Here is a 12,912-nt window from a genome sequence, read left to right as displayed (position 1 = left end):
TCGATGGCCGGACGAGCCTCAGAAGGCGATGACAGGCGCCGGTTCCGCCGGCAGAGAGGTACGGCCGATCGCGACGGCGTCCGGCCCACGGCGGGCGTGGCGGGCGAGCAGCCAGGTGTTGAGCACGATGAGCACGCCGAACAGCGCGCCGAACGCGATCAGCGACAACCGCACCGCCGCCGGGGACACGTCCGACAGCGCCTGCTCCGTGGTCAGCAGCCCGTACACCACCCACGGCTGCCGGCCCACCTCGCGGAAGACCCAGCCGGCGAGCATGGAGACGAAGGGCAGCGGAATCATCGCGGTCAGCAGCACGTGCCACAGCCGGAACCGGCGCACCGCTGCGGGGACCATCATGAGCAGGAAGTTCGCCATCGACGTGAACAGCAGCACGGCGAAGACCAGAAGCATCACGAAGGCGCCGCCCATGACCAGCCCGGTGGGCGGGAGGTAGTCACCCGAGCCGTGCGTCGCCGTCATCTCGGCCTGCAGCCGCGTCATCAGCTGGGTGTCGCCCTGGTACGCGGCCAGCTTCGTCGGCTGGAGGAGGCCGAACTGGAGGCCTCCGAACGAGGCGGTCGCCACCACCGCGGGCAGTGTCACGGACACGCCGATCCGCAGCGACTTGCGGAAGAACTCCTGCTCACCGGTCCGCCTGCGCAGGTGGTAGGCGCTCACCCCGGCCATGAAGCACGCGGCCACCACCAGCGAACCGCAGAGGATGTGCAGGAAGGCCCTTACGGCGGCGGGGTTGGTGAGCACGGCGGCCGCGTCGGTGAGCTGCAGCACGCCGTCCACGACCCGGTAGCCGACGGGGTTCTGCAGGAACCCGTTGGACACCAGGATCCAGTACGCCGAGGCGTAGGCGGTGATCGTGACCACCCAGAGCGCCGCCAGGTGGGCCCACCGGTTGAGCCGGTTCCAGCCGAAGATCCAGATCGCGAGGAACGTGGACTCGACGAAGAACGCCATGAGCGTCTCCATCGCCAGGGCCCCGCCGAACACGTTGCCCGCGAAGTGGGTGAGGCCGCTCCAGGTCAGGCCGATCTGGAACTCCATCACCAGGCCGGTGACGATGCCCATCGCGTAGTTGATGACGTACAACTGTCCCCAGAACCGCGTCATCCTCTCGTGCACGGGGCTGCGGGTCAGGGTGACCCAGGTCTGGACGACGGCCACCAGCGTGGCCAGGCCGATCGTCAGCGAGACGAAGAGGAAGTGGGATCCCGCCGTCAGGGCGAACTGCAGGCGGGCGAGGTCGAGCGTGTCCATGAACACAGGCTTCGGGTACGGCTCGCCGCCGCGCGTCCCGCCTGAGTGGGCAACGGCCGTACTCCGGAAGTCGCATGTCGCCGCGAGCCGTACTCCCCGGGTTGTGGCCAGGTGCCGGTCAGCCGGCGAGCCACCTCGGGGTGACCATGCCCGCCTCGTAGGCCAGCACCACGAGCTGGGCGCGGTCGCGGACGTTCAGCTTGGTCATGATGCGGCTCACGTGGGTCTTGGCGGTGGCCGGGCTCAGTACCAGCTCGGCGGCGATCTCGTCGTTGGACAGGCCCGCGGCGACCAGGGACATCACCTCGCGCTCACGCTCGGTCAGGCCGTTGAGCTCGGGACCGGGTTCGGGGCGCCGCACCCGGCCGGCGAACTCGGAGATCAGGCGCCGGGTGATCGACGGGGCGATCAAGGCGTCGCCCCTGGCCACGACCCGTACCGCGTGGATGAGCTCGATCGGCTCGGTGTCCTTGACCAGGAAGCCACTCGCGCCCGCGCGGAGCGCGCCGTACACGTAGTCGTCGAGGTCGAAGGTGGTCAGGATGATGACCTTCACCTCGGCCAGGCGCGGGTCGGCGGCGATCCGCCTGGTGGCCTCCAGACCGTCGAGCTCGGGCATACGGATGTCCATCAGCACGACGTGCGGGCTCGTCTCGCGGGCGAGCCGCACCGCCTGCGCGCCGTCGGCGGCTTCGGCGACCACCTCGATGTCGTCCTCGCCGCCGAGGATGGACCGGAAGCCGGCCCGCACCAGGGTCTGGTCGTCGGCGAGAAGCACGCGTATCACGGGGGGTCCTTTCAGGGGGACGCGGGTTGTGTCGGGATGCGGGCCAAGACGCGGAAGCCGCCGCCGGGACGAGGTCCGGCCTCGAACGAGCCGCCCAGGGCCGTGGCGCGCTCCCGCATTCCCTTGAGGCCGAAGCCGCCGCCGGACATCTTCTCGGCGGATGCCTCCACGTCGTGTGCCGTCGCGTCGCCGGACATGCCGTTGTCGATCTGTACGGTCACATCCTCCTCGCCGTAGTGGATGGTGACCAGGGCGGCGGCCCCGCCGGAGTGGCGGGAGACGTTGGTGAGCGCTTCCTGCACGATGCGGACCGCCGCGAGGTCGACCTCGGCGGGCAGGTCCCGTGCCTCGCCCACCAGTTCGGTCCGCACGGTGAGGCCGGTCCGCTCGATCAGTTCGTGCACGCGGGCGAGGCTCGGCGCCGGAGCGACCGGGGACTCCTCGTCGACCTGGCGGAGCACGCCGAGTGTTGCCCGCAGTTCCCGGAGCGCCTCCTTGCTGGTCTCCTTGATGGCGGCCAGCGCGGGCTCGGCCTGTTCGGGCCGCTCCTTGATCCGATGGAGGGCGGCGCCCGCCTGGACGTTGATCAGGGAGATGTTGTGGCCGATCACGTCGTGCAGTTCCCTGGCGATCCTCAGCCGCTCCTCGACGGCCCGGCGCAGCGCCTCCTCCTCCCTGGTCCGCTCGGCCTCGGCCAAACGCCTGCGGGCTTCCTCCAGGTAGGCGTGGCGGTTGCGCGTCACCCCGCCTATGGCCACGCTCGCCACCATCCACCCGGCGAGCAGGAGGAACTCGCTGTCGTCCAGGTGGCGGTTCGGGCCGAGGACCTCGCCGTAGCCCATCATGAGCAGCCCGACCGCGGCCACGGTGATCGCCGCGGCGAGATGTCCCAGGTCGGCGGCCGTGTACAGGGCGACCAGGACGGCCAGGAAGAGCGGGCCGTCCAGCGCCGCGAACGGGTAGTACAGGCCGCACGCCGCAGTCACCGCGACAAGGACCGGCACCGGGTGGCGTCGGCGGAACAGCAGCGCGGCGCAGGCGACGAGCGGAAGGAGCACATCGGCGAGGCGCGGTGTCACGTCCCGATTGACGATCCAGGTGACGGCTGTCCCGGCGAGGACGCCGGCGCTCACCAGGACGGTGCTGATGGTGCTCGCCGTGATCCCCCGAAGCTCTGAAATCACCACGAACGCACCCTAGAGCATCGCTCGTGGAGTGCCCACGGGGTCTGCCGGTCGCCTGCTCGGACGCGTGAAAGGCACGTTCAGCGCGTAGCGCCGGGGGTCCAGAGGATCTCGTCGCCGTCGGCGGCGATCCGGCACAGGATGAACATCAGGTCCGACAGCCGGTTGAGGTATTTCGCGGTCAGCGGGTTCACGTCGTCGTGGGCCTCCAGGGCGGCCCAGGCGGACCGCTCGGCCCGGCGGACGACCGTACGGGCGACGTGCAGGAGCGCGACGCCGGGGGTTCCCCCGGGCAGGATGAAGCTCCGCAGTGGCTTCAGATCCGCGTTGAACCGGTCACACTGCTCCTCCAGCCACGCGATGTAGGACTCCTCCACCCGCAGCGGGGGGTACTCCGGGTTCTCCTTGACGGGGGCGCACAGGTCGGCGCCGAGGTCGAAGAGCTCGTTCTGCACCCGTCGGAGGACGGCCGGGATGTCGTCGGGCAGCCCGCCGATCGCCAGCGCGACGCCGATCGCGGCGTTGGCCTCCTCCACGTCGGCGTACGCCGCGAGCCGTGGATCGGTCTTGGACGTGCGGCTCAAGTCCCCGAGTGTGGTGGTCCCGTCGTCGCCGGTCTTCGTGTAGATCTTGGAAAGAACGACCGGCTTGTCGTTGTCAGCACGCGTCATACGGGCCAGCGTAACGGTGCGCCGCCCGCCGCTCGGAGGCGCGATCCTCCGTCTCGGCCGGCCTTCTCGTGACCGCGTTCTCGCGCCCGGGCCGGACGCCCCCGCCAGTTGGTCATGCGTGACCAGGGCCGACGAATTATCGGTATCGCTTACCGATGGCCATACGGATTTCCACGCGGCGGCGCGGAGCTTAGCGTCTGGCGGCAATGAGGCGCGAAACGGTTCGCTCACCTCTTCGTCATGTTCTTTCACCCCCCGATTCCCCGTCCCGTCACCGCGTGACCCCTCGGCCCGCGCCCGCAGGCGCGCGCTCAGCGGTGGCCGGCCCGGGGAATCCGCCGAAAGGAGCACGACAGCGTGAAGCGCTTACTCGCGGCCGCCGTCGGCGTGGCTACCGCCGCGTCGGTGGCTTTGCTGGCCTCCCCCGCCGGCGCCGCCGCCCCACCGGGCCCCTCGAAGGACCGGTACAAGGCCCCTGAGCGGATCGCCGCGGACCCGGCGACGGTCGCCGCGGCAGATCCGGCGTCGCTCGCCGCGGCGGTGGCGGACAAGGCCGTCGCCAGCGGGATCGACGAGCTGAGAAGGGGACCCGACGAGGCGTACCGCCGTATCGCGGTGACGCCGAGCGCGGGCGACATGTACTTCGTCGCCTACGAGCGCACGTACAAGGGACTGCCGGTGGTCGGCGGCGACGCGGTCGTCGTGACGGACGCGGCCGGGCACGTCCGCGACACCGTGGCGGCGACGGGGCCGAGCGCGGCCGACGTGCCGACCAGCCCCAAGATCAGTGCCGCGCGGGCCACCGACGTGGCGAAGTCCAGACTGTCCCGCGTGGACGACTCCGCCGAGCCCCGCCTGGTCGTGCTGGCGTGGGGCGACGGGCCGCGGCTCGCGTGGGAGGCGACCGTTTCCGGCCTGGCCGACGGCAAGCCCAGCGTCCAGCACGTCTTCGTGGACGCCAAGACCGGCAAGGTCGCCGACTCCTACGACCTGGTCCGCGAGGGCACCGGCAACGGCTACTACTACGGCCAGGTCACCATCGGCACGAGCGGCTCGGGCAGCTCGTACTCGATGACCGACACGAGCCGGCCCGGCATCCAGTGCGGCGGCCAGACCGGTTCGGCCTACACCGGCACGGACGACGCGTGGGGCAACGGTTCGGGCACCAACCTGGAGACGGCCTGCGTGGACGCCCTCTACGCCGTGCAGCGCGAGTGGGACATGCTGCGCGACTGGCTGGGCCGCAACGGCATCAACGGCTCCGGCCGGGGCTACCCGGCCCGGGTCGGGCTGAGCGACGTCAACGCGTACTGGAACGGCAGCTACACCAATTTCGGGCACAGCCAGGACAACGCCCGGCAGGCGACGACCATCGACGTCGTGGCGCACGAGTTCGGCCACGCGATCTTCCAGACGACGCCGGGTGGCGCGGGCTCGGGCAACGAGAACGGCGGGCTCAACGAGGCCACCGGCGACATCTTCGGCGCGCTGACCGAGCACTACGCGAACGACCCGAACGACCCGCCGGACTACCTGGTCGGCGAGAAGGTCGATCTCGTCGGCAGCGGGCCGATCCGGAACATGTACAACCCGAGCGCGCTCGGTGACCCGAACTGCTACTCGTCCTCGATCCCGAGCACCGAGGTCCACTCGGCGGCCGGGCCGCTGAACCACTGGTTCTACCTGCTCGCCGAGGGCAACAACCCCGGCGGCGGCAAGCCGTCCAGCCCGATCTGCTCCGGCGGGCCGTCGTCGGTGACCGGCGTCGGCATCCAGAACGCCGGAAAGATCTTCCTGGGTGCGCTGAACCGCAAGACGTCCACGTGGCGCTACACCGACGCGCGCGCCGCGTCCGTGGCGGCCGCGATCGAGTTGTTCGGCGCCGGCAGCGCCGAGTGCAACACCACCAAGGCGGCGTGGAGCGCGATCAGCGTGGCGGCGGCGTCGAACGAGCCCGCCTGCGGCACCACCACCGGCGACTTCTCGCTCACGCTCACCCCGACGTCGGGCAACGCGCAGCCCGGCGGGCAGGCGACGGTCACGGTGAACACGCAGACCACCTCGGGCTCCGCCCAGACGGTCGCCCTCTCCGCGTCCGGTCTGCCGAGCGGCACCACGGCGTCCTTCAACCCGTCGTCGGTGACCTCGGGCGGCTCCTCGACGCTGACGCTGTCGGTCGGCGCCGCCACCGCGCCGGGCTCGTACCAGATCACGGTGACGGGAACCGGCTCGACCGCGCACAGCGCCACCTACAGCCTCGTGGTGGGGCAGGAGCCGGGCGGCAGTGACCCGCCGGATGTCAGCGTCACCAACGTCAAGGGCCACCTGACGCAGTTCCAGAGCATCGCCACGAGTAACGGCGGCACCCGCAGGTCCACCACCAACGGCTACCTGCAGTCGGTGCAGTACGTCGAGGACAAGCTGAAGGCCGCGGGTTACACCGTGACCAGGCAGAGCTGCACCTCGCGCTGCACCAGCGGCGCCGGTCCGAACCTGATCGCCGACTGGCCGGGCGGTGACGAGAGCCAGGTCATCATGTCCGGCGCCCACCTCGACAGCGTCTCGGCCGGCCCCGGCATCAACGACAACGGTTCTGGCTCGGCCACCCTGCTCGAGGTCGCGCTCACCCTGGCGAGCAAGAACCCCAGCCTGGCCAAGCACGTGCGGTTCGGCTGGTGGACCGACGAGGAGCAGGGCCTGAACGGCTCGGCCTTCTACGTCAGCTCGCTCAGCTCCACCGACCGGTCGAAGATCAAGGTCTACTACAACTACGACATGGTGGGCTCGCCCAACGGCGGCTACTTCATCAACAACATCACCACCGCCGGCGCGCAGTACCTGAAGGAGTTCTACGACAAGCTGAACCTCCAGCCCGAGGAGAACACCGAGGGCGCCAACCGCTCCGACGACGCCTCCTTCCGGAACGCGGGCATCGCCAGCTCCGGCGTGGCGGCCGGCGCCAGCTACACCAAGACGGCGGCGCAGGCGGCCAAGTGGGGCGGCACCGCGAGCCGGGCGTACGACTCCTGCTACCACGCCTCGTGCGACACCACGAGCAACATCAACGACACCATCCTCGACCGGGCGGCTGACGCGGCCATGTACGCGGTCTGGAAGCAGGCGGCCGGCACCGGCACGCCGCCGACGCGGGACTTCTCGATCTCCGCGAACCCGGCGTCCGGGACGGTGAAGGCGGGCGCGCAGGCCACCTCCACGATCGGCTCGGCCACCACGGCGGGCACCGCGCAGACGGTGAACCTGTCCGCGAGCGGTCTGCCGACCGGGGCCTCGGCCTCGTTCACCCCGCAGTCGGTGACCTCGGGCGGTTCGTCCACCCTGACGATCTCGACCGCGGCCACCACACCGGCCGGCTCCTACACCGTGACGGTGACGGGCGTCGGCGAGACCGGCACCCACACCACCACGTACGCGCTGACCGTCCAGAGCACCACGGACAACAGGACGTTCACCAACAACACGCGCGTCGCCATCCGGGACTGGTCGAACGCGCAGAGCACGATCATGTCCACGGCGTCGGGCGCGGCGGTGTCGCCGGTCAAGCTGTCCATCACCATCAGTCACCCCTGTGCCGAGGACCTGGACATCTGGCTCCGCGGCCCCAACGGCACCTGGTACCTGGTGGACGCGTACGGCGGCACGACCTGCACCCCGTACGGCACCAGGACCTTCTCGGTCCCGGTGAGCCAGAACGCGTCCGGCACGTGGGTGCTCGACATCGAGGACGTCTACCTCGGTGACCAGGGCTACCTGGACTCCTGGAGCATCACTGTCTGACCGCGGTCAGTAGTCGGGCCCCGGCCGGTCGTCCGGCCGGGGCTCGCGCACGTCGTTGCGGGTGCGCACGCCGAGCTTCTGCAACACCCGGGCGACGTGGGTGTCCACCGTGCGGCGGGACAGGAACAGCACCTCGGCGATCTCCCTGTTGGTACGGCCCAGGGCCACCAGCCTGGCCACCTCGGCCTCCCGGGGGGACAGGACGCCCGCCCTCCTGGTCCGGCGCGCCGGACCGGCCGCGCCGATCTCCCGCAGCAGGCGGCGGCAGCGGGCCGCGTCGCGGGTGGCGTCCAGCGCCGTGTACCGCTCGGCCGCGCGGGTGACGAGGGCGGCGGCCTCCTCGCGCTCGCCGAGGCCGAGCCGGGCGCCCGCCTCCGCCTCCGCGGCTCGCGCGGCGGCGTGCGGGCGGGGCATCCCCTCGTAGGCCGACTTGGCCCGCGCGTAGTGTCCCGCCGCCTCGTCGCGTCGTCCCTCGTGCTCGGCCAGTCCGCCGCGGGCCAGGTCGAGCGCCGCGTGCGCGGACGGCGCGGTCCTGCCGTCGACGCCCGCCGCCAACTCGGACACCAGATCGGCGGCCTCGTCCGCGCGTCCGGCCTTGAGCAGCGCCGCCATCGCCTGCGGGACGACCTGGTCGCCCCACACCCACAGGCCCTTGCGGCGCAGCCGGCCCACCGCCCATTCGGTCTCGGCCAGGGCGGCGTCCAGCGCGTCGCGGGTCAGGTGCAGCTCGATCAGGCCGGCGGACGCCGGCGCGGTCACCGGCAGGTATCCGGAGTCGGGGTCGCGCACGCCGGTCGCGTCGAGCTGTTCCCCGGCCTCCTGCCATTCACCCCTGGCCAGGGCGAGCATGCCGAGCACCAGCCGCGCCTCCACGGCCAGCAGCGGCGCCTCCACCGTCATCTCCACCGCCGCGACCGCGCGCTCCCGCAGCCCCTCCACCCGTCCGGTGAGCCAGTCGAGCCTGATCGACGACATCTCCACCAGGTACACCGGGTAGAGCGCCCCGCTCTCGTCGGAGATCCTCCTGCTGCGCGCCGCGTACTTCTCGGCCGCGCCGTAGTGGCCGAGCGCCGTCGCCGCGTCGCACAGGTTCGAGTACGCCCGCGCCGCCTGCCTGCGCACCGCCGCCGACGGATGGTTCTCCGGCAGCGCCGAGGCCAGGGTGAACGCGTGGGGTGAGCCCACCAGCATGGCCAGGGTGACCTTGTTGGCGTGGACGGCGGCGGCCAGCTCGGGATCCTGGTCCTCGCCGGACGCGAGCAGCCGCTCCGCCTCGTCCATCCACGCCTCGTGGATGTCCAGCGGCTCGCCGCCCCACGCGGGCAGCCCCAGCAGGGCCAGGCCGCGGGCGGCCAGGTCGGGCCGGTCGTGCAGCTCGGGCAGCGCGGCCAGGATCTCCTGCCGTCCCGCGGCGTTCGCGCCGGCCTGGTTCGCCAGCAGCACGCCCAGGTTGAGCCGCGCCTCGCTGCGGACGTGGCGGGACAGGAAGCCGTCCGACAGCAGATGCCGCAGCAGCCGCACCACCCGCCGGTACGACAGACCGACGGCGGCGATCCTGCTCAGCCGCAGCGCGAGTGGGCCGCGGGCGTCGCGCGGCAGTTTCGGGTCGGCCAGCATGCCTTCCAGCACCTCGACCGCCAGGGGCACGTCGCCGACGGCGGCGGCGTGATCGGCGGCCGCCGCGCCGTGGCGCCGCCAGGCGGCCAGGTCGCCCGCGTGCCTGGCGTGGTAGGCGAGCCGTACCAGCGGCGGCGGATCGAGCGCGGAGAGCGCCGTCATCGCCCGCCTGTGGATGGGCCGCCGGTCCGGCCCCGGGATCGCGTCGTAGGCGGCCTGCTGGGCGAGCGCGTGCCGGAAGCCGTACTGGCCGTCGGGGTGTTCGAGCAGGACGCCCGCCCGCAGCGCCTCCGACAGGCCGCTCTCGTGCGCGTCCGCGTCCGGGCCCTCCGCGCCGGCCACCGCGGCGAGCAGCGGCTCGTCGGCGGCGAACCGGAGCACGGCCGCCGCGCGGACGGCGCGCAGGGCGGCGGGGGAGAACCCGGCGAGCCGCTCGGCCATCGCCTCGCGCAGCAGCAGCGGCACGGGGATGCGGTCGAGCACCTCGGGCGCGTCCTCGCCGCCGGGTAACCGGCCCGTGTCGTCGAGCAGGGAGCGCACCACCTCCTCGATCACGAACGGCACTCCGGCGGTGCGCTCGTGCAGCCGGGTGGCGAAGTCATTCGGCACCGGGGCGCCGCCGAGCAGCGCGCTGGTCAGGCTTCCCACGGCCTCGACGTCGAGCGGGGCCAGCGTGATCACCTCGCTGCGCACGCCGGGCCGGCGGCGGTAGGCGCGCCCGAACGGCAGGCCGGGCACGGGGAGGTCCTCCCTGCGGAACGTCACCACCAGCGCCAGGCCCTCCGGTGGCTGGCCGGTGAGGAAGCAGAGCAGGTCCCGGGTGCCGTCGTCGGCCCAGTGCAGGTCCTCGACGACGAGCGCGGCGGGTGCCGCGGCGGCGAGCAGCGCGTGCACCGCGCGGAACAGCCGGTGCCGCTCGGCGCGCGCGTCGTCGAGCGGCGGCGGCGAGGGCGCGGGCGGCAGGTGCCCGGTGAGCTCGGGCAGGTATCCGCGCAGCGCCCCGGTCACGGGGTTGAGCCGGTCGCCGGCGGGCAGCGCGGCGGCGGCGTGGCGCAGCGCGTCGAACACCGGGCCGTACGGGAACGGCTCCCTGAGCTGCTGGCAGTGGCCGAGCAGCACGGTGCGGCGGTCGGCGCGTAACCGCTCGATCGCCGTGTGGACCAGGCGGGTCTTGCCGATGCCTGCCTCACCCTGCACCAGGATCACCGCGGGCGGGCTGCCGGCCGCCTGGAGGAGGGTCCGTAACTGGGCGTCGCGGCCCACCTGGGCCAGGGAGGCAGGGCCGGTCATGGGCGGCTCCGTAACAGCGCGGGTTTACTCCCCGTGTCGGAACTCAGTTATCCAATATCGATCAAGCATGGTCAACCCTCGCGTATCCCCGTAAGCCCGGTCGGTGCCGGGTCCTGCGACGTTCCGGCGTGAACCCGCTCAGACGCTCGGACCCGCCTTCTTGACACGGGCGCCCACGTAGCCGCCCGCCTGATGGGTGGCCGCTTCGTCGTCGCCGGCGTGCGCCAAACGGGCCAGGAACGACCACATGACATATGTCATCCGGAAGGTTTGATATCGACGTCTACAGGCGTCCGGCGGAGCGCGAAATGATCTGTCACATGTTGGAGACGCAGGAACTGCGCAAGACTTTCGGGACGGGCAAGGTCGCCCTGGACCGGGTGAGCTTCGCCGTACGGCCGGGCGAGATGTTCGGTTTCGTCGGCGCGAACGGCGCGGGCAAGACGACCACGATGCGGATCGTGATGGGCGTCATGCAGGCCGATTCCGGTGAGGTGCGATGGAAGGGCGCTCCGCTGGGTTTCGCGGAGCGGCGGCGGTTCGGCTACATGCCGGAGGAACGCGGCCTGTACCAGAAGATGCGGGTCGCCGATCAGGTCGAATACTTCGGGCGGCTGCACGGGCTGTCACCCGCGGCGGCCAGGAAGGCGGCCGGCGACCTGGTGGAGCGGCTCGGGCTCACCGAGCGCACGAAGGACGCGGTCGAGTCGCTGTCGCTGGGCAACCAGCAGCGGGTGCAGCTCGCCGTGGCCCTGGTCCACGACCCCGACGTCCTCGTCCTGGACGAGCCGTTCTCCGGGCTCGACCCGCTGGCGGTGGACGCGCTGGCCGAGGCGCTGCGCGAGCGGGCCAGGAGCGGCGTGCCGGTGATCTTCTCCAGCCACCAGCTCGAACTCGTGGAGCGGCTGTGCGACTCGGTCGGCATCATCTCCGCCGGGCGGATGGTCGCGAGCGGCACCGTGGACGAACTGCGGGCCGCCGAGGGGCGCAAGCTGCGTGTGATCGTCGCCGATCCCGAGCCGGGATGGGCGCAGGACCTGGCCGGCGAGCTGACCGTCGAGGGCGGTCGCGAGGTGCTGGTCACGCAGGACGACGACGACCAGCGCGTGCTGCGCGCCGCGATGCGCGCGGGACGGGTCGAACACTTCGGGGTGGAGCGTCCGACGCTCACCGAGATCTTCAAGGAGGCGGTGGCGTGAACGGATTGTTGCTGGTGGCCGGGCGGGAGATCCGGACCCAGGTGCGGTCGAAGTCGTTCGTCATCAGCCTCGTCATCTCGGCGCTGCTGGTCGGGGCGGTCGCGTTCGCGCCGAAGATCCTGGGTGGCTCGGACTCATTCAAGGTGGGCGTGGTCGCCTCCCAGCGGCTGCAGGTGTGGGGCGACGCCAAGGTCGAGTGGAAGGACTACGCCGACGAGGCCGCGGCCAAGCGGGCCGTGCTCGACGGCGACGTGGACGCGGCGCTCGTCGGCGGCACCAGGGTGCTGACCGACGGCCGGATCGACGACCAGCTCGGGCTGCTGCTGCAGAGCGCGCACCGCGAGGCCCAGATCGGCGCCGCCGGGGTCACGGTCACCCCGCTCGCCATGCAGTCCGTCGGCGCGGACACGCGCTACCAGAAGACCCGCACCGGCATCGCGGTCGTGCTGGTGGTCATCCTGTTCATGCTGGTCATCGGTACGCCGATGATGGTCGCGATGGGTGTGGTCGAGGAGAAGAGCAGTCGGATCGTCGAGATCCTGCTCACGTCGGTTCGCCCCGTGCAGCTCCTCGGCGGAAAGATCCTGGGGCTGGGGGTCGTCGGCCTGATCAACCTGGTCGCCGCCATCGCGGCGGGGTTGGTCGGCGCGCTGGCATCGGGACTGGCGGTCGACTTCCCGCCGGGGATGGCCGGCATCGTGGTCGGCGTGGTGGTGTGGTTCGTCCTCGGCTACCTCTTCTTCGCGGCGTTCGCCGCCATGCTGGCCTCGCTCGTCTCGCGGCAGGAGGAGGTCGGCAACGTCCTGACACCGATGACGATGACCATGATGGTGACGTACGGCGTGGCCTTCTACTCGACCTCCGACCCCACCGGCACCGTGGCCACGATCGCGTCGTTCGTCCCGCCGTTCTCGTCGATGGTCATGCCGGTGCGGGCGGCCGCGGCCGAGGTCCCCTTCTGGCAGGTGGCGGTCTCCGCCGTCGCGATGGCCGCCGCGGCCGTGGCGGTCGCGCTGCTGGCCGCGCGGATCTACGAGCGGGCCGTGCTGCGCACGGGCGCGCGGGTGCGGCTTCTTGACGTGGCCAAAGGTCGATAA

9 protein-coding genes are annotated in these 12,912 nt (G+C 71.7%); 3 read left to right on the top strand and 6 right to left on the bottom strand.

The window, feature by feature from the left end; all coding sequences use genetic code 11:
* Positions 1–18: 18 nt before the first annotated feature.
* From ACQP1V_RS37235 to ACQP1V_RS37220, 4 genes are all read right to left on the bottom strand, one after another.
* Positions 19–1,272, bottom strand: coding sequence for a cytochrome ubiquinol oxidase subunit I (locus ACQP1V_RS37235; protein WP_433415312.1), 1,254 nt, complete (start codon positions 1,270–1,272; stop codon positions 19–21).
* Between the two features lie 118 nt (positions 1,273–1,390).
* A complete protein-coding gene (locus tag ACQP1V_RS37230) occupies positions 1,391–2,059 on the bottom strand; it encodes a response regulator (protein ID WP_433415309.1) in 669 nt (222 codons plus the stop codon).
* A gap of 11 nt (positions 2,060–2,070) precedes the next feature.
* On the bottom strand, positions 2,071–3,246 hold the full coding sequence (locus ACQP1V_RS37225) for a sensor histidine kinase (protein ID WP_433415306.1): 1,176 nt from the start codon (positions 3,244–3,246) through the stop codon (positions 2,071–2,073).
* A 77-nt stretch (positions 3,247–3,323) separates the two neighbouring features.
* On the bottom strand, positions 3,324–3,914 hold the full coding sequence (locus ACQP1V_RS37220) for a cob(I)yrinic acid a,c-diamide adenosyltransferase (protein WP_433415304.1): 591 nt from the start codon (positions 3,912–3,914) through the stop codon (positions 3,324–3,326).
* Between the two features lie 357 nt (positions 3,915–4,271).
* Between ACQP1V_RS37220 and ACQP1V_RS37215 the strand changes: the two genes are divergently transcribed.
* Complete coding sequence (locus tag ACQP1V_RS37215; RefSeq protein ID WP_433415301.1) at positions 4,272–7,709, top strand: M28 family peptidase; 3,438 nt, start codon at positions 4,272–4,274, stop codon at positions 7,707–7,709.
* A 6-nt stretch (positions 7,710–7,715) separates the two neighbouring features.
* Here the strand turns inward: ACQP1V_RS37215 and ACQP1V_RS37210 are convergent, their stop codons facing one another.
* Both ACQP1V_RS37210 and ACQP1V_RS37205 read right to left on the bottom strand, forming a co-directional pair.
* Positions 7,716–10,616 (bottom strand): helix-turn-helix transcriptional regulator, encoded by a 2,901-nt coding sequence (locus ACQP1V_RS37210; RefSeq protein WP_433415299.1) that lies wholly within the window; start codon positions 10,614–10,616, stop codon positions 7,716–7,718.
* Positions 10,617–10,754: 138 nt separating this feature from the next.
* Positions 10,755–10,877 (bottom strand): hypothetical protein, encoded by a 123-nt coding sequence (locus ACQP1V_RS37205; RefSeq protein WP_433415297.1) that lies wholly within the window; start codon positions 10,875–10,877, stop codon positions 10,755–10,757.
* Positions 10,878–10,936: 59 nt separating this feature from the next.
* Here ACQP1V_RS37205 and ACQP1V_RS37200 point away from each other — a divergent pair, with 59 nt between their 5' ends.
* Positions 10,937–11,815, top strand: coding sequence for an ABC transporter ATP-binding protein (locus ACQP1V_RS37200; RefSeq protein WP_433415294.1), 879 nt, complete (start codon positions 10,937–10,939; stop codon positions 11,813–11,815).
* Positions 11,812–12,912, top strand: coding sequence for an ABC transporter permease (locus ACQP1V_RS37195; RefSeq protein WP_433415291.1), 1,101 nt, complete (start codon positions 11,812–11,814; stop codon positions 12,910–12,912). Before ACQP1V_RS37200 ends, ACQP1V_RS37195 begins: the two co-directional genes overlap by 4 nt.

It is taken from the genome of Microtetraspora malaysiensis, assembly GCF_050947145.1.
GTDB lineage: Bacteria > Actinomycetota > Actinomycetes > Streptosporangiales > Streptosporangiaceae > Microtetraspora_A > Microtetraspora_A malaysiensis.
The sequence above is the reverse complement of the archived record's forward strand: the minus strand, read 5'-3'. Positions and strand labels throughout refer to the sequence as shown.

Excerpts from the sequence above, each read along its gene's own strand:
- ACQP1V_RS37200 (WP_433415294.1), top strand. The coding sequence starts at position 10,937 with ATGTTGGAGACGCAGGAACTGCGCAAGACTTTCGGGACGGGCAAGGTC.
- ACQP1V_RS37220 (WP_433415304.1), bottom strand. The coding sequence starts at position 3,914 with ATGACGCGTGCTGACAACGACAAGCCGGTCGTTCTTTCCAAGATCTAC.
- ACQP1V_RS37235 (WP_433415312.1), bottom strand. The coding sequence starts at position 1,272 with ATGGACACGCTCGACCTCGCCCGCCTGCAGTTCGCCCTGACGGCGGGA.
- ACQP1V_RS37210 (WP_433415299.1), bottom strand. The coding sequence starts at position 10,616 with ATGACCGGCCCTGCCTCCCTGGCCCAGGTGGGCCGCGACGCCCAGTTA.
- ACQP1V_RS37205 (WP_433415297.1), bottom strand. The coding sequence starts at position 10,877 with ATGACATATGTCATGTGGTCGTTCCTGGCCCGTTTGGCGCACGCCGGC.